Annotated in this window: 22 protein-coding genes; 8 read left to right on the forward strand and 14 right to left on the reverse strand. The window is 62.6% G+C overall.

Translation table 11 applies throughout. The features are described 5' to 3' along the window. Positions 1–94 precede the first annotated feature (94 nt). Together SPHINGO391_RS17130 and atzF are read left to right on the forward strand one after the other, a co-directional pair. Positions 95–976, forward strand: coding sequence for a LysR family transcriptional regulator (locus tag SPHINGO391_RS17130; RefSeq protein WP_152009972.1), 882 nt, complete (start codon positions 95–97; stop codon positions 974–976). Positions 977–1,414: 438 nt separating this feature from the next. Next, complete coding sequence (gene atzF, locus SPHINGO391_RS17135) at positions 1,415–3,166, forward strand: allophanate hydrolase (RefSeq protein ID WP_152009973.1); 1,752 nt, start codon at positions 1,415–1,417, stop codon at positions 3,164–3,166. On the opposite strand, the gene SPHINGO391_RS17140 is transcribed toward atzF, so the two are convergent. The 14 genes from SPHINGO391_RS17140 to SPHINGO391_RS17205 form a co-directional block, all read right to left on the reverse strand. Then, positions 3,145–3,801, reverse strand: coding sequence for a GntR family transcriptional regulator (locus tag SPHINGO391_RS17140; RefSeq protein WP_152009974.1), 657 nt, complete (start codon positions 3,799–3,801; stop codon positions 3,145–3,147). The two genes, atzF and SPHINGO391_RS17140, sit on opposite strands and share 22 nt — an antisense overlap. A 29-nt stretch (positions 3,802–3,830) precedes the next feature. Beyond that, positions 3,831–4,214 carry an oxalurate catabolism protein HpxZ gene (gene hpxZ, locus SPHINGO391_RS17145; RefSeq protein WP_152009975.1) on the reverse strand — a complete coding sequence of 128 codons (384 nt, stop codon included), beginning with the start codon at positions 4,212–4,214 and terminating at the stop codon, positions 3,831–3,833. After that, entirely contained in the window at positions 4,211–4,972 is a 762-nt protein-coding gene (locus SPHINGO391_RS17150; RefSeq protein ID WP_152009976.1) for a 5-formyltetrahydrofolate cyclo-ligase, read from the reverse strand. The genes hpxZ and SPHINGO391_RS17150 overlap by 4 nt, the downstream gene beginning before the upstream one ends. After that, a complete protein-coding gene (locus SPHINGO391_RS17155; protein WP_152009977.1) occupies positions 4,969–6,381 on the reverse strand; it encodes an AtzE family amidohydrolase in 1,413 nt (470 codons plus the stop codon). The genes SPHINGO391_RS17150 and SPHINGO391_RS17155 overlap by 4 nt, the downstream gene beginning before the upstream one ends. Next, positions 6,378–6,566 (reverse strand): DUF4089 domain-containing protein, encoded by a 189-nt coding sequence (locus SPHINGO391_RS17160; RefSeq protein WP_152009978.1) that lies wholly within the window; start codon positions 6,564–6,566, stop codon positions 6,378–6,380. Before SPHINGO391_RS17160 ends, SPHINGO391_RS17155 begins: the two co-directional genes overlap by 4 nt. Continuing rightward, positions 6,563–7,243 carry an isochorismatase family cysteine hydrolase gene (locus SPHINGO391_RS17165; protein ID WP_152009979.1) on the reverse strand — a complete coding sequence of 227 codons (681 nt, stop codon included), beginning with the start codon at positions 7,241–7,243 and terminating at the stop codon, positions 6,563–6,565. The genes SPHINGO391_RS17160 and SPHINGO391_RS17165 overlap by 4 nt, the downstream gene beginning before the upstream one ends. A 4-nt stretch (positions 7,244–7,247) precedes the next feature. Beyond that, entirely contained in the window at positions 7,248–8,726 is a 1,479-nt protein-coding gene (locus SPHINGO391_RS17170; protein ID WP_152011607.1) for an ABC transporter ATP-binding protein, read from the reverse strand. A gap of 83 nt (positions 8,727–8,809) precedes the next feature. Next, complete coding sequence (locus SPHINGO391_RS17175) at positions 8,810–9,526, reverse strand: isochorismatase family cysteine hydrolase (protein ID WP_152009980.1); 717 nt, start codon at positions 9,524–9,526, stop codon at positions 8,810–8,812. Next, positions 9,523–10,542, reverse strand: coding sequence for a formamidase (locus SPHINGO391_RS17180; RefSeq protein ID WP_152009981.1), 1,020 nt, complete (start codon positions 10,540–10,542; stop codon positions 9,523–9,525). Before SPHINGO391_RS17180 ends, SPHINGO391_RS17175 begins: the two co-directional genes overlap by 4 nt. Positions 10,543–10,553: 11 nt before the next feature. Then, positions 10,554–11,471: an ABC transporter permease gene (locus SPHINGO391_RS17185; RefSeq protein ID WP_152009982.1), complete on the reverse strand. Its 918-nt coding sequence runs from the start codon at positions 11,469–11,471 to the stop codon at positions 10,554–10,556. Continuing rightward, positions 11,468–12,577 (reverse strand): ABC transporter permease, encoded by a 1,110-nt coding sequence (locus SPHINGO391_RS17190; RefSeq protein WP_152009983.1) that lies wholly within the window; start codon positions 12,575–12,577, stop codon positions 11,468–11,470. Before SPHINGO391_RS17190 ends, SPHINGO391_RS17185 begins: the two co-directional genes overlap by 4 nt. Before the next feature lie 76 nt (positions 12,578–12,653). Further along, positions 12,654–13,769: a BMP family ABC transporter substrate-binding protein gene (locus SPHINGO391_RS17195; RefSeq protein WP_152009984.1), complete on the reverse strand. Its 1,116-nt coding sequence runs from the start codon at positions 13,767–13,769 to the stop codon at positions 12,654–12,656. A 296-nt stretch (positions 13,770–14,065) separates the two neighbouring features. Further along, entirely contained in the window at positions 14,066–15,028 is a 963-nt protein-coding gene (locus tag SPHINGO391_RS17200) for a 2-oxoglutarate and iron-dependent oxygenase domain-containing protein (protein ID WP_152009985.1), read from the reverse strand. 9 nt (positions 15,029–15,037) lie between these two features. Continuing rightward, complete coding sequence (locus SPHINGO391_RS17205; protein WP_152009986.1) at positions 15,038–16,372, reverse strand: 8-oxoguanine deaminase; 1,335 nt, start codon at positions 16,370–16,372, stop codon at positions 15,038–15,040. A gap of 292 nt (positions 16,373–16,664) precedes the next feature. Here SPHINGO391_RS17205 and SPHINGO391_RS17210 point away from each other — a divergent pair, with 292 nt between their 5' ends. The 6 genes from SPHINGO391_RS17210 to SPHINGO391_RS17235 all read left to right on the forward strand — a co-directional run bounded on the left by SPHINGO391_RS17210 (position 16,665) and on the right by SPHINGO391_RS17235 (position 22,267). Next, positions 16,665–17,840: a substrate-binding domain-containing protein gene (locus tag SPHINGO391_RS17210; RefSeq protein WP_210385849.1), complete on the forward strand. Its 1,176-nt coding sequence runs from the start codon at positions 16,665–16,667 to the stop codon at positions 17,838–17,840. A 68-nt stretch (positions 17,841–17,908) separates the two neighbouring features. Then, the gene (locus SPHINGO391_RS17215; protein WP_152009987.1) at positions 17,909–18,673 is read left to right on the forward strand and encodes an ABC transporter ATP-binding protein; all 765 of its coding nucleotides are present in this window, start codon (positions 17,909–17,911) and stop codon (positions 18,671–18,673) included. Further along, a complete protein-coding gene (locus SPHINGO391_RS17220) occupies positions 18,666–19,388 on the forward strand; it encodes an ABC transporter ATP-binding protein (RefSeq protein WP_152009988.1) in 723 nt (240 codons plus the stop codon). The genes SPHINGO391_RS17215 and SPHINGO391_RS17220 overlap by 8 nt, the downstream gene beginning before the upstream one ends. Then, positions 19,388–20,422, forward strand: coding sequence for a branched-chain amino acid ABC transporter permease (locus SPHINGO391_RS17225; RefSeq protein ID WP_152009989.1), 1,035 nt, complete (start codon positions 19,388–19,390; stop codon positions 20,420–20,422). The genes SPHINGO391_RS17220 and SPHINGO391_RS17225 overlap by 1 nt, the downstream gene beginning before the upstream one ends. 1 nt (position 20,423) lies before the next feature. Further along, on the forward strand, positions 20,424–21,476 hold the full coding sequence (locus SPHINGO391_RS17230; protein ID WP_152009990.1) for a branched-chain amino acid ABC transporter permease: 1,053 nt from the start codon (positions 20,424–20,426) through the stop codon (positions 21,474–21,476). Between the two features lie 5 nt (positions 21,477–21,481). Then, positions 21,482–22,267 carry an alpha/beta hydrolase gene (locus SPHINGO391_RS17235; protein WP_152009991.1) on the forward strand — a complete coding sequence of 262 codons (786 nt, stop codon included), beginning with the start codon at positions 21,482–21,484 and terminating at the stop codon, positions 22,265–22,267. Positions 22,268–22,271: the final 4 nt, after the last annotated feature.

The raw sequence follows: 22,271 nt of genomic DNA on the forward strand, positions 1-22,271 counted from the left end.
GAAACGGTGTTGAAGTGCGCACCGGATAGCAGCAGGAATTCGATTTATTAAATTCATTGTTTGTGCTTTATCGTTTCTTATTGGAGAACGATTTATGAGCCAGCTCAATTACAATCACCTGCGCTACTTCTGGGCAGTGGCGCATGAGGGCAACCTGACACGGACCGCCGAAAGGCTGAACGTGTCCCAGTCGGCGCTGTCGATCCAGATCAAGAAGCTCGAAGTGCAGGTGGGGCACGCGCTTTTCGAACGGCGGGGAAAGCAGCTGATCCTGACCGAAGCCGGGCGGGTGGCGCTGGACCACGCCGACACCATCTTTGCCGCCGGTGACGAACTCATGGGCACACTCAGGGAACGGTCCGGGCAGATCAGGCAGGTGATCAGGGTCGGCTCTCTCGCCACGCTGTCACGCAACTTCCAGCTCGGTTTCCTGCGGCCGGTGGTGACGCTTCCAGATGTCGAGGTCGTGCTGCGCTCCGGCGGGCTTGCCGACCTGCTGCGCGAACTCGAAGCGCTGCGGCTGGACGTGGTTCTGGTCAACCAGGTGCCACAGCGCGATTCCGCGACGCCATGGATATCGCACAAGCTGGCCGACCAGCAGGTGAGTCTTGTCGGAACACCGGGGCGTGTTGGCGAGACGAGCGACCTGAAGACGCTGCTCGCAGACAACCCGATCATCCTGCCAAGCCTTGAAAGCGGTGTCAGAACCAGCTTCGACGCCCTGGCCGACCGGCTTGGCGTCAGGCCCCGGATCGCCGCGGAGGTCGACGACATGGCCATGATGCGACTGATGGCGCGCGAAGATGTCGGTCTTGCCGTCGTACCGCCGATCGTCGTCAATGATGAACTCAAGAACGGCCTGCTGCGGGAGGCCAGCCGGCTGCCCGGACTGCAGGAGACCTTTTACGCCGTCACGCAAGTGCGGCGGTTCCCCAATCCACTGGTCAAGCAGCTGCTGAAGACCGACGTGATCTAGAAACCGGATGATATGGTCTCCCGCACCAATCGGGAGATGGAGATTGGTTGGCATCCCACCGAATAGGCCCAGAGACTGCGTGGTTGGGGTCAAAGCCGCGGCATTCGCCCAATAAAGAGGCAGACAGCCGATACGTGTGGCTGCTGGGAAACCGTTGGAAAGCGGCTCCGGTCCATCCGGCTTTGGCTTGACCAGGTGTTGCTCCCCTTGCGCTTCCAGCGGCCGGCGTCCGAAACCAGCCAGAAACCGGGACTTGTGGCTAAGCATGGTTGAGGGGTGGATCGCCCGGCAAAGCCTTTCGCATGCGCCGTGGCATCGACGGCACATTCCAGCCTGCACCAGCCGATCTGGCGCAGGTCTTGCTTTGCTGAGCATTGGCGCGTCCGGGCATTTTCCGGCACGATGCGACGATGAAACGGCACACAAGGCAGACAGCGCATGTACAGTCACAAAACCGCAAAGAATTTCGCCTTCTGGCAAGCGATGTCGCCGAGCGATGCGGTCAGCCATGCCTTCCGTGCGCACGCCGCCTATGACGATCCTGCAATGTTCATCACCCTGCGAGACGAAGCCGACTGCCTGGCGGATGCGAAGCGGCTGGAGGCCGAGGGGCCAGCGGGCAAACCGCTCTTCGGCCTGCCCTTCGCCGTCAAGGACAACATCGACGTGGCCGGTCTTCCGACAACGGCGGCCTGCCCGGATGCCAGATATGTGCCAACCGTGTCTGCCTTTGCGGTCGCACGGCTTGAGGCGGCCGGGGCAATCTGCATCGGCAAGAGCAATCTCGACCAGTTTGCCACCGGCCTGGTCGGTGTGCGCTCGCCCTACGGCGTGCCGCGCAACAGCATCCGTCAAGACCTGATCCCGGGCGGGTCGAGTTCCGGTTCGGCCGTCGCCGTCGGCGCCGGTATCGCCGCGTTCTCGCTCGGTACCGACACGGCGGGCTCGGGCAGGATCCCCGCCGGGCTCAACGGGATTGTCGGGCTCAAGCCGAGCCTTGGCATGCTGTCGGCAACCGGCATGATGCCCGCCTGCCGGACGCTCGACACCATCTCGATCTTCGCCGCAAGAACCGCGGATGCAGCACGTGCCGCCTCGGTGGCACAAGCCTATGACGCGGCCGATTTCATGTCGCGTCAACTTCCCGATGCGGGCGTTTCCGCGCCGGGCAAGTCATTCACCGTCGGCGTTCCGCGACGTGATCAGCGGCAGTTCTTCGGCGATGCCGCAGCACAGGCCGCCTATGAAGCCGATCTTGAGACCCTAGCCGCACTCGGCGGCGAGATCGAGGAGATCGATTTCGAACCGTTCCATGCCGTGGCCCGGCTGCTCTATGAAGGCCCCTGGGTGGCCGAGCGCTTTCACGCGGTACGCACGTTGATCGAAAGCAAACCCTCGGCGCTGCATCCGGTCACCCACAAGATCATCAGCGGCGCCTCGAAAATCTCCGCCGTGGACACCTTCGATGCGATCTACAAGCTGTCTGACATGAAGCGGCAGGTCGCACCGGTGATCGAGCGGCTCGACTGTTTCGCCGTGCCGACGTTGCCCGCGGCCTACACCGTAGCCGAAGTCGAGGCCGATCCGGTACAGCTCAATTCCAACCTCGGCACCTACACCAATTTCGTCAACCTGCTTGACATGGCGGGGATCTCGGTTCCGGTCGGGACACGGTCCGATGGCCTGCCCTCATCGCTTACGCTGATCGGCCCAGCGGGATCGGATGCCTTTCTTGCCGGGGTTGGCCAGAGGCTCGAAAGCGGTGTGATCGAGGCAAACGAGATTGCTTCCCGTCCAGGCGAAATCCTGATCTGCGTCGTCGGCGCGCATTTGAGCGGAATGCCGCTCAACCATGAACTGACAAGCCGCAAGGCTCGGCTGGTCGCCGCAACCCGCACCGCCCCCGACTACGCGCTCCATGCGCTTTCGGGCACAGTCCCGCCAAAGCCCGGCCTGGCGCGGGTCAAGCCCGGCAACGGCGTGTCGATTGAAGTGGAGGTCTGGGCACTGGATGCGGCCGGTTTCGGCAGTTTCGTTGATGGGGTGCCGGCTCCGCTTGGCATCGGCACGGTCCGGCTTGAGGACGGAACCCAGGTCAACGGTTTTATCGCCGAAGGCATCGCCATTGAAGACGCGACCGACATCTCGAGCTTCGGATCCTGGCGGCGCTATATCGCCAGCCGTTCCTGAACCCGGTTGGAGAACCGCTTCCAGGCGCCCTCGACATAACCGATATGGGCGCGCATGGCCTGCTCGGCCGTATCCCGATCGGCGCGCAGGATGGCTTCGACCACGGCGGAATGCTCGGCATGCGAGGCGGCTAGCCGGCCCGGCGTTTCGAACTGGGCGCGCCGGAACGGTTGCAGCCTCAGCCGGGTGTTGGCGGTCAGCTCCATCAGGTAGGAATTGCCGGTGCCCTCGTAGATCGCCGAATGAAACGCTTCGTTGGCAAGCGTGTAGTCCTTGCCACTGCCACTGCGAACCAGGATCGCCATTTCTTCATGCATGGCCTGGAGGAAATGGCGCTGCCGCGTGGTCATATTGAGCGCGCTCTGTCCGGCGCACATGGTTTCCAGCTGCGCCATGACGAAGAAGATATTGGCGAGCTCCTTGTCACTTGGTTTGGCGACAATTGTCCGCCGGTGCGAAGACTGCTGCACCAGCCCGGTCACGCCAAGCTTGCGCAGGGCCTCCCGCACCGGTGTACGCGAGACGTTGAATTCTGCCGCCAGACGGGTTTCGTCAAGCGCCGTTCCCGGCTCCAGATCGCCGCTCACGATGCGCTGCGCAAGCGCATGTCGTATGGTCTCGGAACTGGTTGGCATGGAGCGGTTGTTCCCGTGGGGACATTCGGTCAGGGCGTGTCTATAACACTCACATGTGCTGCTACAACCCGCCAGCCATCGGCCATCCTCACCCATGTCTGCATCTGGCGTCCGCTCTTGCCCGGAGCTGTCTCGCGCTCGAACAGCGTAGAGGCGGTGGCGAAATCACTTCCGTAGGTGGTTATCACCGTGCGGGAGAGCGTCCGCTCAAGTCCGGACGAAGGTCGTGCATTCCTGAAGGCGAGGATCTCGGCCGCCCCGTAGAGGTTCTCGCCACCGCCGTAGCGGATCGTGTGCTCGCTTTGCCAGAACAACTCGTCGAGCACCACCACGTCATTGCTGGTCAAAGCCTTCTCGTAGCGGGCAAAGACAGCCATCACCTCGGCATGCACCTTTGGGTCATTGATGATCATCCGGCTGTCATCCGGTCGCGCAGATCGCGAAGGAACGGAATGGTTTCGAACTGGTCGTCCTGAACGAAATCCCAGGCCACGCCCCTTGGCCGCGGGGAGGTGTTGCCGGTGACGATCAACTCCTGTTCGGTGGCGACGAAATCGAGCGGGGAATCGTGGGCCATCATGAAAACCTTGCTGTCGGGCACCAGCTGCGAGGAATGGACCGTGGTCGCCATCGGCGTGTCCGGCCCGATGATACCAAGCTCGCGGAATATCCCGGTCTCCAGATCGGCAAAGCCCGCGCCCTTGCCGGTGCGTCCGCCCTGACGGCTGACCGCGACGGAACCGACAATGCAGAAATCCAGCGGCTCGACCTCTTCAAAACCGATCCGCTCGCCATGCATCATGTAGCCTTCCGAGGTGGCGGCGAGCTCGAAGGAGACGCCCCTTTCGATCAGGACCTTGGGGTCGATGCGGAGATAGGGAAACTCCCGGGTCAGATAGGGCACCGGTGCATAGAGCATCTTGCCCTCGTAGAGCGCCCTGAGCCGCAGCGGGATCTGCGGCGGATCGGGATTGCACTTGACCGTTTTCGCACGCTTCCATTCCTCCGTCTGGGCCAGATGCCAGGCGGCCTGGTCAGCGCCGATGAAGTTGGGGATATGGCTCCAGGTCGGCCCCATCGCGTGACCGCCGTTTTCCAGCTGATCCCAGACCTCGCCGCGCACCGCATCCTTGTTCTCGTCGCGGCCGGACCATTTGCCCTGCTTGCTCATACTGCTTTCTCCTTCAGCGTTGCTACGGGTGCGGAGACATGGCCATTTTCCTCGAGCCACGCCGCAACCCGCAACGCGATGTCCTCCCGCCACGGTGCCGCTATGATCTGAACCCCGATCGGCAGCGGGCTTCCCTCAAGCCAAACCGGCACCGAAACCACCGGCAGGCCAATGAAGGATATCGGCTGGGTAAAGATACCCAGATTGGGCCGGACCGGCAGCTCCTTGCCGCCAAGCATGAAGGTCTTCTGGCCGATACGTGGCGCGACACAAGGGGTGGCGGGTGCGATCAGCACATCGACCTCTTCGAACAGCGCCTGCATCTGCGCGCGAAACAGGCTGCGGAACTTCTGCGCCTTGGTCACCCAGGCGCCCGGAATCATCGCTCCGGCCAGAAGCCGGTCGCGCACATCCGGGTCATAATCGGCATGCCGTGTCCTGAGCCGATCAAGATGCAGCGATGCCCCTTCGGCCATGGTGATCAGATAGGCGCTGGCCCGGGCCAGGGCTGCATTCTCGATGGGCAGAGTCTGGCTCACGCCCAGCGCCGTGCAGATCTTTGCCACGGCGTCAAAGGCTTCCTGATGACCGCCTTCCTCGAAGAAACCTCCTGCCTTGGCGATCCGCAGGCCGTCGATAGCCGTGCTGGCCGTCAACGTCACAGGCGGGTCAATGCGGTCGGTGCAGACCGGGTCGGTCGGGTCCACACCGGTCATCGCATTGTAGGAGAGCGCCAGGTCGGCAACCGACCGGGCCAGAGGGCCAAGGTGATCTAGGCTTGCGACGAAGGGAAACGAGCCGCTGCGCGACAGCCGACCATAGGTCGGCTTCAACCCGAACAGACCGCACAGAGACGAGGGTACGCGGATGGAACCGTTGGTGTCCGACCCGAGCGTCAGCGGCACGAACCCGGCCGCCGCCGCCGCACCCGATCCGCCCGACGAGCCGCCGGTCATGTGGTCTGGCGCGTGCGGGTTGCGCGACGGCCCGTCATGATAGTTCTCGCCGGTAAAATCATAGGCGTATTCGCCCATGTTGAGTGCGCCAACCAGCACCGCCCCGCTTGCCTCGAGCCGCTCGATCAGGACCGCATCCCTGGAGGCCGGCGCGAGATCCCGGTTGATCTTCGACCCCGCCAGGGTGGCAATCCCTTCTACGTCGAAGAGGTTCTTGACCGCAAAGGGTACACCCGCAAGAGGTCCGGGATCTTCCCCGCGCTTGATCCGGGCATCGATGTCGGCTGCCCCCGCCCGCGCCCGATCGTGGGCAACATGGGTGAAGGCACCGATGGCCTTGTCGTGGGTGTCAATCCTGGCAAGGCATGCCTCGACCACGGCGCTTGCCGAAACCGATCCGCTGCGCAGGGCTTCCGCGATTTCAACTGCCGTCGCGATTGTCCAGTCGGTCATGGCTTGAACACCGGAGCCGGCTCCGCCTCGTCTTCCAGCGGCAGCGCAAGAAGCCCGGCGGCGATACCGCGCGCGGCCACGAGGTGGGCAACAATGCCGGGACGGTAAGCCGGCTCATCAGGCAGACCGAGATAGGCGAGCATGCTCTCGGCAATCGCGTCTGCGTCGAATTCGTCTTTGCTCATGCAGGAGCCTCCAGTGCCTCGAACGCCACAGCCAGATTGGCCAGCGGGGCGGCCCAGCCAACGATCCCGCCTTGCGCGGTGATCATCTCGATCGTGGCCGTCTTGAAGTGTTCAAAATAGCTTTCGGTAGCATCGGTGACCAGCAGGCATTCATAACCGCGGTCATTGGCTTCGCGCATCGACGTCTGCACGCAGACTTCCGTGGTCACGCCGGCAAAGACCAGATGGGTGATGCCTTCAGCCTGAAGTCTTTCGTGCAGCCCGGTGTTCCAGAACATGCCCTTGCCGGGCTTGTCGATGACCCATTCGCCCTCGACCGGCGCCAGAGCATCGACGATCTGGTTGCCGGCTTCACCGCGCACCAGCAATCGCCCCATCGGCCCCTCTTCCCCGATCCGCACAGAGGCATTGCCCCGTGCCACCTTGCTCGGCGGGCAATCGGACAAGTCCGGCATATGCGCCTCGCGCGTGTGGATCACCGTGAGCCCGCGCCCCCGGAACAGCGCGATCAGATCAGCCACTGTCGGGATGATGGCGACAAGACGCGAGACATCGTTGCCAAGGGCATCGCCGAAGCCGCCCGGCTCGATGAAATCACGCTGCATGTCGATGACCACCAGCGCTGTCCCGGCTTCCGGGAGTTGGTAGTCGTACGGCTCCGCCTTGACGCTCTGCATGGTTTCAGTGTCCCGCCATGTATTTACCGATGGTGTTGCGGTCGGTCTCGTCGATCGGCGCCTGATAGGTGATCTGCCCGCCCGACATTACCGCCACCCGGTCTGAAAGCTCGAGGATTTCATCGAGGTCCTCCGACACCAGCAGGATCGCCGCCCCCTTGTTGCGCTGATCGATGAGCTGCGCTCGGATTTCGGCCACGGAAGCAAAGTCCAGCCCGAAACAGGGATTGGCGACGATCAGGACATTGACGTCGCCCGAAAGTTCCCGCGCCAGGATGGTTCTCTGCACATTGCCGCCGGAGAGGTTCTCGATCGGCGTCTCCGCCGATGGCGTCTTGACGTGGTACTTGTCGATAAGCCTTACGGCATTGTCCCGCATGGCAGCCGGCTTGAGCCACCAGCCGATGCTGGCCATCGGAGCCTTGTCGAAACTCCGGAAGGCGATGTTTTCCGACACGCTCATGCGTTTGACGGCCGCATTTTTCAGCGGCTCCTCGGGCAGGCCGAAGACCTTCAGATCGGTAAAATCCTTCCGGGTCGCGTCAAAGCGCCGGCCGTTTACAATCACGGCACCACCGGCAAGGCCGCGCTGACCGGCCAATGCCTCCACCAGTTCCGACTGGCCGTTGCCTGACACGCCGGCGATGCCGACGATCTCGCCCCCGCGGATCTTGAGATTGACGGTATCGACCGCCCGCATGCCTTCATTGTCATCGACGCTGAGGCCAGCAATCTCAATCGTGCTCTTGGGTTCGACCCTCGCCAGTCGCGGCGCCTTTTCGCGCATCTGCGCCTCGCCGATCATCATTTTCGACATGTCGTCGGTGCTCAGGTCGTTTACCGATCCACTGCCTGCCAGTTTGCCGCGCCGCAGGACCGTGACCCGGTCGGCAAAGGCGTTCACTTCGCGGAACTTGTGGGTGATCATCAGCACGGTGATGTCGCCGGCGCGCGCCATGTCGTGCAACAAGCCAAGGATCTCGTCGGCTTCACCCGGCGTGAGCACCGATGTCGGCTCATCAAGGATCAGGAAGCGCTGGTTGAGATAGAGCTGCTTGAGGATTTCGAGCTTCTGCTTCTCGCCCGCCGACAAATCGGCCGCGACCGTATTGAGCGGAACCCGGAACGGCATGCGTTCCATGAAGGCCTGCAGCTCTTCCTTTTCCCTCGCCCAGTTGATCACGGCGGGCGCATCGGCGCGCGATATCACCATGTTTTCCGCGGCGGTCAGACAGGGCACAAGCGTGAAATGCTGATAGACCATACCTATGCCGGCGGCCTGCGCATCCGCGGGCGCCTTGATGAGGACTTCGCGATTGTCGACCAGCAGTTGCCCGCGGGTCGGCTGGTAGAAGCCCATGATGCATTTGACCAGCATCGACTTGCCGGCGCCGTTTTCGCCCAGAAGCGCGTGGAATTCCCCCGCACCGACCTTGATCGAGACATCATCAAGGGCGACCAGCGAGCCGAAGACCTTGGTCATGGAAACGGTTTCGAGCGAGAACGCGCCGGTCTTTCCTCCGCCAGCCGGCTGTCCCGCCAGATCTTCCGGGAGTGTCAACGCGCTCATGCCATCTGCTCCAGCGCATCGAGCACGATGGCGCTGGTGGCAACCGCGCCGAACACACCGCCCTGCATCTTGATCATGTCGATGGCGGCGAGATGGTTTTCCAGCTTGGTGGCACCACAGCCATCCTCAACCATCAGGCATTCGAAGCCGCGATCGTTGGCCTCGCGCATGGTGGTGTGGACGCAGACATCGGTGGTGATACCGGTCAGTATGATGTTTCGGATACCCTTGACGTGCAGCAGCATTTCAAGATCCGTGGCGCAGAACGAGCCCTTGCCCGGCTTGTCGATGATAGGCTCGCCCGAAATCGGAGCCAGTTCATCGATGATCTCCCAGCCCGGCTCACCCCGCACAAGAATACGTCCGCATGGGCCGGGATCGCCGATGCCGGCGCCAATGCGCTGCGAGCGCCAGCGCTTGTTGGCCGGCAGGTCCGACAGATCGGGGCGGTGGCCTTCGCGGGTGTGAATGACCGTCATGCCCTTGGCGCGCGCGGCGGAGAGCAACGCCTTGATCGGCCCGATCGGGGCGCGGGTGAGAGACAGGTCATAGCCCATCTTGTCGACATAGCCGCCTGGCCCGCAGAAGTCGGTTTGCATGTCGATGATGATCAACGCCGTGTTGGCAGCGGTGAGGTTGCCGTCATAAGGCCATGAATACGGATCCGCCTGCACCGGACCTTCGGCCACGACGGCTGCGGGCACAGCATTCATTCAGCCGCCTCCCCGAGCTTGGTTTCGCCATAGCGCCGGGTCGGACGCTCGAAGCCGCAGGAGGTGCCGTCGGTGTGAACCACCTCGTCTTCCCAGGGCAGCCGGTAGGTGCCCGCCACCATGTCCTTCATGAAGGTATAGGGACAATCCTGCGCGCCGCCGAGAACTGCGGTGTAACCGCGATGGCCGAGCTGGTAGATGTTGTTTTCGACCGACCAGTGCTTGCGTGCCTCGCGCACCAGGTCGGGGCGCACCTCAGCGGTAATGATCTCGTCGACACGGCCGGATGTGCCGTGGGCGAGCACGGTGCCATCGAAATTGACGATCATGCCCTCGCCCATGGAATCAAAGGTACCGTCCGATCCGCACATGCAGACATTGGCGGTGACCATCAGATTGCTGAACGAGTTGGAAAGGTTGGTGAAGCGCCAGCTGTCGCGGATCGGCGCGGTGTAACCTGCGGTCCTGAGCATGATCTCCGCGCCCTTGTAGGCGCATTCCCGCGCCATCTCCGGGAACATGCCGTCATGGCAGATGATCAGCGCCAGCTTGCAACCCTTCGGACCGTCGATCACCGGAATGCCGAGATCGCCCGGCTCCCAGGGCTCGACCGGAACCCAGGGGTGGAGCTTGCGGTAGTAGAGCTGCACCTCGCCCTGATCGTCGATGACGATGCCGGTATTGTAGGGATTGCCGCCCGGATTGTATTCCATGATCGAGAAACAACCCCAAATCGAATTGTCGATGCAGGCCTGCTTGAAGGCTGCGATCTCCGGTCCGTCCATCGACACCATGATCTCCGGATTGGTGTCCATCGACAGGCCGTGCAGCGCATATTCAGGAAACACCACGAGATCCATCGTCGCCATGTTGCGCCGCGCCTTGCCGACCATGGCAACGATCTTCTCGGTCTGCCGGGCAAGATCATGCCGGGTCTTGATCAGCGGCAGCTGCAATTGGACAACGCCGATGACGACGCCGTTGGGAGTCTTGTTCAATCCGCCAAGTGCGCTCATGCTTTCGTCTCCTATTTCGCGATGGATAGTTCGCCCGGCGCCGCGCGGGCCGAGTTGCTTCCGGTTGCGGCAACCATGATGAAAAGTGTCAGGATGTAGGGCGCCGCATTGAAGAAGTAGTAGCCCTGGCTGATGCCGACGGACTGCAGTGCCGGGCCAAGCGCGCCGGCGGCGCCGAACAAAAGGGCTGCGAGGATACAACGCAGCGGGTTCCAGCGCGCGAAGATCACGAGGGCTACCGCCATCAGGCCCTGGCCCGAGGACAGACCCTCGTTCCAGCTCCCAGGATAGGACAGCGAGAGAAACGCCCCGCCGATTCCGGCGAGAAAGCCGCCAGCCGCGGTCGCCAGGATCCGCACCTTGATCGGGTTGATGCCCATGGCACGGGCGGCGGGCTCGGAATCACCGGTCATGCGGACGACCAGGCCGACGCGGGTGTTGGCCAATGCCCACCACATGACGATCGCGATGAGAATGCCGACGATGAAGAGCGGGTTGATTTCAAGCGCCTGCTGAAGTGCCGGGTTCGACGCCCAGCCGCCAAGCGGCAGGCTTTCGAGCCGCGGCGCAGAGGGCTGGATGTAGGGCTTGCCGAAGAAGAAGGCGACTCCGATGCCGAACGACATCATGGCAATACCGACGGCAATGTCATTGACCTTCTTGAGGCTGCAGATGCTGCCATGCATCAGGCCGAGGAAGACGCCGGAAAAGCCGGCTGCAAGAACGCCGAGCCAGGGTGAGCCGGTGTGAAAGGAGATGGCGTAGGCAACCATGGCGCCGAGCACCAGGTTGCCCTCGAGCCCGAGATTGATGCGGCCGGATTTTTCGGTGAGCGTTTCACCCAGCGCCACGAAAATGAACGGGGTCGAGACCCGTATGGCCCCGCCGAGCATGGCGATCAGAATGGTGGTAAGGGCTTCGGCCGTCATGTCCGCTCCGTGCTGATTTTGGGCTGGAAGATCGCGAAGCGGCCGTAGAGGCTGTCGCTGGCCAGCAGCACCACGAAGATGATGCCCTGCAGCACCAGTGCCGTTGCGTCGGGCATATCCATCCGGCGCTGGATGAGACCGCCCGAGGCCTCAATGGCGCCGAACATGATCGCCACAGGCACGATCATCAGCGGATTGTGCCGGGCCAGGAACGCTACCAGAATTCCGGTGAAGCCGTAGCCGGCGACCAGCGAGGCATTGGCCTGGCCATGAATGGCGGCGACTTCGAAATAGCCTGCGAGACCGGCGCAGGCGCCGGCAATGGCCGAGCAGACAACAATAAGAGTGCCGACGGGCAGCCCCTGGGCGAGTGCCGCGCGGGGATTGCCACCGGTGACACGGGCGGCAAATCCGAAAGTGGTCCGCGACATCAGGACCTGCAGGGCCACGGCCAGGACCAGGCCGAAGACAAGGCCCCAGTGCACATCGGTGCCTGGAATGTTGCCGACCATGTAGTCCTTGCCGATCGGCATGGTGGAGGGCTTGTTCTGGGACGCCGGGTCGCGCAGGGCGCCCTCGACGAAGAAGTTCATGATGGCGATGGCGATGTAAGTCAGCAGCAGGGTCGAGATGGTCTCGTTGACGCCGCGCGAGTGCTTGAGCCAGCCGGCAATGGCATTCCAGGCGCCGCCGGCGGCCATGGCAATGAGCACCATCAGCAGCATCGTCAGATAGACCGGCGCCTCGGCCGAGACGAGCGGAATGGCGAGCGCGGCCGCGGCAAAGCCACCGATCACCAGCGCGCCCTCGGCACCGATCATGACCAGGCCGATGCGCGCCGGGATGGCAAAGGCAAGTCCGGTCAGGATCAGCGGCGTGGCACGCTGCAACGTGTTCTGGAGCGAGAACGAGGAGCCGAAGCCACCGCGCCAGACCAGCTCGAAAAACTGTAGCGGGCTCTTGCCCAACAGCGTCAGGAACACCGAAAAAATGATGGCCGAAGCAACCAGGGCTCCAAGCGGTATGGCTACCGCCTCGATCGAAGCGCGGATGCGGGCAGTATCATAGGCGGGAGGTGTGGCGAACGACGTCTCTGCTTGTGCCATGCCTGATCACGATCATTTCCGAAGGCAAACAAATCGGGCTGCGCAGGTTTTTCCGCGCAGCCCGGCGACAGGTCGGTCAGGTGATCGAGCCGATAACGCCCTCAAGCAGGTAGTTCATGCCATCGAGAACCGGATCGTAGTTGTCGAAGGTCTTGTCGAGCACCAGATTGCCCTGGTTGTCCTTGAGCGGGCCGACATAGATCGGCTTGCCTTCCTTGAGGCCGGCGATTGCCGCATCGGCTGCGGCGATGGCTTCCGGCGTGGCGCCGGCACCGTAGGCGGTGTTCTTGACCATGTCATTGTGGTAGCCGCCGACGACCACGTTCGGCAGGGTTTCACCCTTGGCGAGCATATCGGCATACATCGAGTAGATGGTTTCCCACTTGTACTCCGCGCCGGTGATGAAGCCCTTGGGCGCCAGTGCCGCCTGCGAGGCATTGTGACCGCAGCTCTTCACGCCGCGGCCTTCGGCGGTCTCGATGACCACCTTGGGACCGTCGACATGGCAGGTGAGCACGTCGCAGCCCGCATCCACGAGAGCGTTGGCAGCTTCGGCCTCGCGCACCGGCAAAGACCAGTCACCGGTGAAGATGACCTGCACCTCAACATTCGGATTGACCGAGCGTGCGCCCAGCAGCACCGAGTTGATGTTGGAGAGCACTGTCGGGATCGGCTTGGCCGCGACAAAGCCGATCTTGTTGGTTGTCGTGCTCAGGCCTGCGGCCACGCCATCCACATAATGAGCCTGGTTGAGGTAGCAGAAGTAGCTGCCCAGATTGGCCGGGTGCTTGTCCTCGCTCCACAACGGCGCCGCGTGACGGAACTGGACGTCGGGATACTTGTTGGCGAGATCGATCATGAACGGCTCGAAATAGCCGAACGAAGTTCCGAGGATCAGGTTTGCTCCGTCGAGGTTGATCATCGATTCCATCGACTTGGAGACAGAATCGGTCTCTGGAACGTTTTCCTCTTCGATAACGGTGACATTGTCGGTCGACTTGAGAATCTCCATCGCGACCGCGTGCGCCTGGTTCCAGCCGAAATCATCGCGCGGACCAACATACACTGCCCCGAGCACTACGCCGTCGGCGGCTGATGCAGCCTTGATGAAAGGCATCGGCAGCGCCATTGCCGCGATGCCGGCAGCGCCGGTCTTCAAGATCGAACGCCGTGAAATCTGTTTTGTAGCCATGTCCAGTTCCTTTGCTGGCTTTGCGAACCCCTGCTATGGCCGGATCTGGGAGACACCCGGTTGCCAGTGGTTTTGCAAGACGCATGCCAGTTCGAACGGATTAGTTTTTGTTATATTTTACAAATAGATAGGGAAAACCACCTCGAGAGGACGGAATCCGGAAGGACGAAATCAGGGCAGCGGAAGGCGAAATTATGAACAAAATATAAATAGCGCTCATTTTTTGAGCATAATTTCTTCCATTGCATACATTAGCGCCCTGAAGGCGGTCCGCGTCTGGAATCCACGCCTCCCTCTCAGGCGAGACCGCTCACCTTGTAGGTCGGATTCAACCTGCTCTCCAGGTAGTCATCACCCCGAATGGGGTCATAGCGCGCCGGGTTGCCGGGCCCGCTGCATGTCGGCAGACATTCGACGATCGCGTCGGGGTTCGGGTCAAGGAAGAAGGCGATCGAGTAACGCTCGCGGCCGGCCGGGCTGACAACCCGGTGGGGCGTCGAGACATAGGTGTCGTTGGTCCATCGCATCAGGCAATCGCCGATGTTGCAGACAAAGGCGCCGGGAATGTAGGGCGCCTTGATCCAGTCGCCGGTTCGCGTGCGTACCTCGAGACCGCCGACTTCATCGGTCAGAAGCAGCGTCACGCAGCCATAGTCCGTATGCGCACCCGCCCCCATCTGGCCGTCTTCAACGACGCCGGGCTGCGGCGGATAATGCAACAGCCGCAGCGTGGCCAGCGGCCGGTCGAGCTTGTCCTCGAAATGGTCCGCATCCAGCCCGAGTTCGGTGGCGAAAGCCATATGCAGGCGACGGCCGATATCCAGTGCGGTTTCAAAGTAATCGAGCATGGCCTCGCGGAACCCCGGCTGGTCCGGCCAGAGATTGAGAGCCCGGAACCGGGCTCCGGCGACAAGTTCGGGATCGTCTGCCGCAAGCTCAAGGCCGATGTTGAAAGCCTCCTTGAGGTCCGCCGGCTTGGACGGATCCAGCGCCTCGCCGCGCATCGGCACATAGCCGCGGTTGCCGGTGGAGGGAGAGATCTCGACCTGTTTCTTGACGTCTTCGGCAAGCGCGAAGAAATCGCGAGACGTTGCAAACAGGGCTTCAATGTCGTCGAGCGAAAGGCCGTGACCCTTGATGTAGAAAAAGCCGATGCCGCGACAGGCGTCGCCGATCAGGGATGCGGTCCTGGCAATCTCTTGCCGATCCATCCCGTAGAGGCTCTTGATGTCGATGACTGGAATATTCTGTTCAGACATGGGGTTTCCTCAACTGAATCGCCTGGCGGCGGCAGAATGCTCGGCGATCAGTCTCGCGACATCAAGCCCGATTATGTGGCCGTCCATAACCCGCCATTTGCCAGCAACCATCACCCGGTCGGCGCGGTTGGCGCCGCAATGGACGAGAGCCGCGATCGGGTCGTGATTTCCGGAAAAGCGCATTTCATCGAGCGTGAACATGGCCAGATCGGCCTGTTTTCCGACCGCAATCTCGCCAATGTCACTGCGGCCGAGACACCGCGCCGAGCCGGTGGTCGCCCAGCGCAAGGCGTCGCGGTGGGTGATCCGTTCGGCCGACTTGTAGCCCAGCCGGTTGACCATCAGCGCATGGCGCACCTCCTCCATCAGGTTGGAGCTGTCGTTGGAGGCAGACCCGTCGACACCGAGACCGACCGGGCTGCCGGCCGCCTCGAGATCCAGCGTCTTGCAGAAACCTGAAGCCAGCACCGCATTCGATGTCGGACAATGGCAGACGCCGACACCGTGCCTGCCGAGCTTTTCGCAATCCTCGCAGGTGAAGTGAATTCCGTGGGCCAGCCAGACCCGGGGCTGAAGCCAGTTGCAATCCTCGAGCCAGTCGATCGGCCGGTAGCCGAAGGCCTCGATGCAGAAAGCCTCTTCGTCCACGGTCTCCGCCAGATGCGTGTGCAGCCGGCAGTCATGGGTCTCGGCGAGGACAGCGCTTTCGCGCATGACATGTCTCGACACGTTGAAAGGGGCGCATGGGGCGAGCGCGATCTGGATCATCGCGCCATCTGAGGTGTCGTGATAGCGCTTGAGCACGCGCTCGCTGTCGGCAAGGATGGTGTCGTCATCCTGGACGATGTGGTCGTCGGGGATCGCGCCATCCTTTTTCGACAGCGACAGCGAACCGCGCGTCACCGTTGCGCGGATGCCCAGTGTCTGAGCTTCCTGAACCTCGATATCGGTCGCATCCTCGAGCCCGTCATAGGACATGTAATTGTGGTCCATCGCCGTGGTGCAGCCCGACAGCAGCAGTTCGGCATAGGCCAGCCGGGCGCCGACACGGAACATGTCGCGGTCGAGCCTGCTCCAGATCGGATAGAGCGCCTGCAGCCAGGGAAACAGCTCCTTGTCACGCGCCGCCGGGTGAGCGCGGCACAGGGTCTGGAAAAAATGATGATGGGTGTTGATCAGTCCGGGAATGATGACATGCCGGGATGCGTCGACGGTTTCATCCACCTCGGCCCGCGGTGTCGCGCCTGCGGCTACGAGTTCGACGATACGGCTGCCGGAGACAACGATGCCGCCGCCGGCATTCTCCGCCAGGATCGCCAGCGGGTTCTTGATCCAGGTGTTCATGCACTGCCCCATCCGTTCTGCCTGTTTGTTGCCCATTCCAGCGGGCCAGATGGTTGCCATGCAACGCCCATGCCAAATTTCGGGCCAAACGCTCCCCGATCCTGATTTTCAAGCCTGGCCTGAAAACCGCTCTGCCGCGGCTCGATGCCCGGGCTCTCGGCCCGGGCGGATTTGTCACCATTTCCGTCCGGGATTGCGGGATGTCTCCCGTGGCAGGATCATTGACATGAATATTGATTCATGTTTCATGTTCTCACCGTTGTTCGCTTAGGGGAGGAGACCCGAAATGAAGATGAAGATGAAGACGATACTGGCAACCGGCGTGGCAGCCGCAATGCTGAGCGTACCTGCACTCGCCGACATCAAGATTGCACATGTTTACGGCAAGACCGGCGCGCTTGAGGCCTATGCGGCTCAGTCGCACAACGGCCTTATGCTTGGCCTCGAATACGCCACCGGCGGCACCATGGAGGTCAATGGCGAAAAGCTCGTGGTCATCGAGAAGGACACGCAGCTCAAGCCGGATATCGGCAAGGCCCTTCTGGCCGAAGCCTATGGCGACGACGAGGCCGACATCGCGGTCGGCCCGGTCAGCTCCGGCGTCGCGCTGGCGATGCTTCCGGTCGCGCAGGAATACGAGAAGATCCTGATCGTCGAGCCTGCCGTCGCCGACTCGATCACCGGCGAAAACTGGAACCGCTACATCTTCCGCACCGGCCGCAACTCGTCGCAGGACGCCATTTCCAACGCGGTCGCGCTCGGCGGCGAAGGCGTGACGATCGCCACGCTGGCGCAGGATTACGCCTTCGGACGCGATGGCGTGGCGGCCTTCCGCGAGGCGCTCAATGCCTCGGGCGCCAAGATTGCGCATGAGGAATATGTGCCGACCGATACCACCGACTTCACCGCGGCGGCCGAACGCATCTTCAACGCCATGGAAGGCGTGGAAGGCAAGAAGAAGCTGTTCATCATCTGGGCCGGTGGCGGCAATCCGATGGGTAAGATCAACGCCATGGATCCCTCGCGCTTCGGCATTGAGATCGCCACAGGCGGCAACATCCTGGCGGCACTGACCGCCTACAAGGAATTGCCGGGGATGGAGGGTGCGACCTACTACTACTACGAAATCCCACAGAATCCGGTCAATGACTGGCTGGTCAAGGAGCACATGGACCGCTTCGGCTCACCCCCGGACTTCTTCACCGCGGGCGGCATGGCAGCCGGCATTGCCGTGGTCGAAGCCATCAAGAAGGCAGGCTCCACCGACACCGAAGCGCTGATCACCGCCATGGAAGGCATGGAGTGGGAAACGCCCAAGGGCACTATGCGCTTCCGCAAGGAAGACCATCAGGCGCTGCAGTCGATGTATCACTTCCGCACAGAAATCCAGGACGGCAAGGACTATGGCGTCCCGGTTCTGGTCCGCGAGATCGGCATTGACGACATGGACATTCCTGTCCGCAACTAAGCCTCTGAGCCGCGGACGCTTGCCTTGTGGCGTCCGCGGCATCCTTTCTTTTCTTCCATGGGTGCGCCATGACACAGATGCTTCTGGAAACGGAAGGCCTGACCGTCCGCTTTGGCGGCCATGTGGCGGTCGACGCCGTCAGCTGCGGCTTCCGCGCCGGTGAACTCACCGCCATCGTCGGACCCAATGGCGCCGGCAAGACCACTTATTTCAATCTCATCTCGGGACAGATTGCGGCTTCAGAAGGCACTGTCCGGCTGATGGGCGAGGACGTGACCCGCGATCCGGTGGCTAGCCGTTGCCGCAAGGGGCTGGGGCGCGCTTTCCAGCTGACCAACCTGTTTCCCAATCTCACCGTTCTCGAAAATGTCCGGCTGGTGATCCAGGCAAGGCGCAGGATGGGTTTCAACCTTTTGAGCATGGCGACATCCCACCGAGAATTGACGGTTGCGGCGATGGCCATTCTGGAACGGGTCCGGCTGCATCCGCTCGCCGAGCAGAAGGTCGGCGGGCTCAGCCACGGCAACCAGCGCAAGCTCGAGGTCGCCATCCTGATCGCACTCGATCCGGTGGTCTACATGTTCGACGAGCCGACCGCCGGCATGAGCGTCGACGAGGCCCCGGTGGTGCTCGACCTGATCGCCGAACTCAAGGCCGAGAAGGACCGCACCATCCTGCTGGTCGAACACAAGATGGATGTCATCCGCTCGCTCGCCGACCGGATCATCGTGTTGCACAACGGCGCGCTTGCCGCAGACGGCGATCCGGCAACGGTGATGGCCTCGGACGTGGTGCAGGAAGCCTATATGGGACGGGACCTCGCCGATGTCTGATCCGATCCTCGAACTTTCCGGTGTCCACACCGACATCGCCCAGTATCACATCCTGCAGGGCGTCGATCTGGTTGTGCCGCGTGGCGGCGTGACCATGCTTCTCGGTCGCAACGGCGTTGGCAAGACCACGACGCTGCGCACCATCATCGGTCACTGGCAGGCGAAATCCGGCAGCCTCCGTTTCGATGGCGCCGACATCACCTCGCTGCCCACCCCCGCCCGCGCCCGCGCCGGCATCGGCTTCGTGCCTGAGGACATGGGCATCTTCTCCGACCTGACGGTCGAGGAAAACATGATCCTCGCCGCCGCTTCCGGTCCGCTCGATCCGGCCCGGCTGGACTGGATCTTCGCGGCGTTTCCGCCGCTCAGAACATTCTGGCGCTCGGAAGCCGGCAATCTCTCAGGCGGGCAAAAGCAGATGCTGTCCATCGCGCGTGCCATGGCCGAGGAACGCCAACTCTACCTGATCGACGAACCGACCAAGGGGCTGGCGCCGGCGATCATCTCGACCATGGCGGGAGCGCTGCGCGATCTGAAGAAGAAGGGCGCATCGATCCTTCTGGTCGAACAGAACTTCTCTGTCGCCAAGGCGCTTGGCGACACGGCTGCGGTGATGGATGACGGGCGGATCGTCTGGGCCGGCCAGATGGCCGAACTGGCCGGTGACGCCGCGTTGCAGGAACGGCTGATGGGCCTGACCATGGAGGCACACTGATGACCAGCGCCGCACCCGACCATGCACCGAAATATGCGCAACTGTCGCTGCCCGACAGGATCGGCAAGGCGATGCCCTTGCTGCTTGTGCCCTTGCTGGTGGTTTTCGGCTTCCTGTCGATCGGCTCGACATCGAGCTGGCTGACGCTGACCGTTTCCGGCCTGGCCATGGGGATGATGATCTTCATCATGGCTTCGGGCCTGACGCTGGTGTTCGGGCTGATGGATGTGATCAACTTCGGCCATGGCGCCTTCATTTCGGTGGGCGCCTATGTCGGCATCTCGGCGCTGCTGGCGCTCGAGAGCTGGACCGGCGTGCCGTCGCTGCTGCTCAACGTGGCCGCGGTTTTGGCCGCGGTGATTGCCGCCATGTGCGTCACCGGAGCGCTCGGCTGGGGCTTCGAGCGGGTGATCGTGCGGCCGGTCTACGGTGCGCATCTCAAGCAGATCCTGGTCACCGTCGGCGGCCTTATCGTCATCGAGCAGATGATCCATGTGCTGTGGGGCCCTGACGAGATCTATCTCACCCGGCCGGAAACGCTGAAGGGCGCAGTGACCTTTGCAGGTGCGGCGATCGAAAAGTACCGTTTGCTCGCCGTGGTGTTCGGCCTGGCTCTGTTCGTGGCCATGCGGCTGGTGCTCAAGCGCACCAAGATCGGGCTGATCGTCCGCGCCGGCGTGCAGAACGGCGAGATGGTCGAGGCGCTGGGCTATCACCTGCGGCTGGTCTTCATCGGCGTCTTCATCGCCGGTTCGGCGCTTGCCGGGCTGGGCGGCGTGATGTGGGGGCTCTACCAGGAAGTCATCACCGCTGGCATGGGCGAGGAGATGATGATCCTGGTCTTCATCGTCGTCATCATCGGCGGGCTGGGGTCGGTCGAGGGCGCCTTCATCGGCGCACTGCTGGTCGGCCTTTTGCAGAACTACATCGCCTTTCTCGAGCCCAAGCTGGCGCTGATTTCCAACATTGCCCTGATGACGGCGATCCTGATGTGGCGGCCGCAGGGCATGATGCCCGTTGTGAAGGCGAAGTAACATGCTGACAAACCTCATTTCCGACGACCGTCCCCGATCCCTGATCCTGACCGGCCTGCTGCTGGGCATTCTCTTCTGCCTGGCGCTGGCGCCGTTCCTCTTCCCCGGCGTGCGGTCGCTCGAAACCGCGGCACGGATCTGCATCTTCATCGTGCTGGTGGCGAGCTACGATCTGCTGCTGGGCTATTCCGGCATCGTCAGTTTCGCTCACACGATGTTCTTCGGCCTTGGCGCCTATGGCGTGGCACTGGCTTCGGTTCACATGGGCCGCGGCTATGATGCGCTGATCGTCGGCACGGTGTCCGGCGCCGTCGCCTCGGCCCTGCTGGCACTTCTGATCGGGCTGTTCTCGCTCAGGGTCCGGGCGATCTTCTTTGCCATGATCACACTCGCGGTCGCCTCTGCCGTTGCGGTACTTGTCAGCCAGCTCTCGGGGCTGACCGGGGGCGAGGACGGGCTCAACTATTCCATTCCGCGCGAACTCACGCCTGCCTTCAAGCTGGGCAGCCTGTTCGGTGTCAGCATCACTGGCAAGCTTCTGAACTACTATCTGGTGTTCTTTGCCTCGCTGGCGCTGTTTCTGCTCTTGCTCAGGATCGTCAATTCACCCTTCGGACGGGTGCTGCAGGCGATTCGCGAGAATGATTTCCGCGCAGAGGCGATCGGCTACCGGGTGGTGTTCTACCGGACGCTCGCGACCTGCCTGTCCGCGGCGGTCGCGGCAATCGCCGGCAGCCTGTTTGCGATCTGGCTGCGCTACGTCGGGCCCGACACCACGCTGTCCTTCGAGATCATGCTCGACATTCTGCTGATGGTGGTGATCGGCGGCATGGGCACGATGTATGGCGCGGTGATCGGCGCAACAATCTTCGTGCTGGCGCAGAACTACCTGCAGAACCTGATGGGCGTCGCGTCAGGGGCCACCGAAGGCCTGCCGCTCATTCCACAGCTACTTGACCCCGACCGGTGGCTGTTGTGGCTTGGCGTGCTGTTCATCCTCAGCGTCTATTTCTTTCCCACCGGCATTGTCGGGCGGCTAAGGTCGGAGGATTGAGCCTGGTGGCGGATGGACTCCGGCCACGGCCCGTCGTGCTGCTGCATGGCTGGACGATGCGTGGCGCGATATTCAACGATCTGATTGCCAGGCTGCCTGCGGAGCTCGATTGCCATGCGCCGGACCTTCCGGGTCATGGTGAACTGGCAGCCGCCGAGCCATCACTCTCGGCAGCGGCGCGGACGCTGTCCGCCTTGCTCGAAGAGCGTGATCTGACCGATGTCGTTCTGGTCGGCTGGTCGATGGGGGCCGCGGTTGCCTGGCGATATGTTGAAGACTTCGGGGCGGACCGGATTGCAGGCCTGATGAGCGTGGACATGAGCCCGAAGCTTGCCTGCGGGCCGGACTGGCCGCACGGGCTGATCGGCCAGAGCGCTGAAGATCTTGAAACAACCACCAGGCGGATGATTGCCGACTGGCCGGGCATGGCCGAGGCGATTGCGACCACCATGTTCGGGCATCGCGAGGGAGCCCCGGGCTACAGCCGGGGCGACGCGCTGGCCCAGATCCTGAGCAACGATCCCGCCAAAATGATCGCAATGTGGAAGGCCCTGGCGCTGATGGACCAGCGGCAGGTGATCAAGACCCTGCCCTGCCCGCTGCTTGCCAGCGCCGGCGCGCTCAGCCGGGTCTATCCGGCATCCTCTGCCGCATGGCTGGCCGAGACCGCCCCGCGTGGCGAGATGCACTCATTTTCGGCCTCCGGCCATTCGCCGCACCTTGAGGAGCCCGACGCCTTTGCCGCCAGGCTCGTGGATTTCGCCACCAGCCTCCAGCCATCCGTCGCATAGGACA

The sequence above is a fragment of the Hoeflea sp. EC-HK425 genome, from assembly GCF_902498795.1.
Taxonomy (GTDB): domain Bacteria; phylum Pseudomonadota; class Alphaproteobacteria; order Rhizobiales; family Rhizobiaceae; genus Hoeflea; species Hoeflea alexandrii.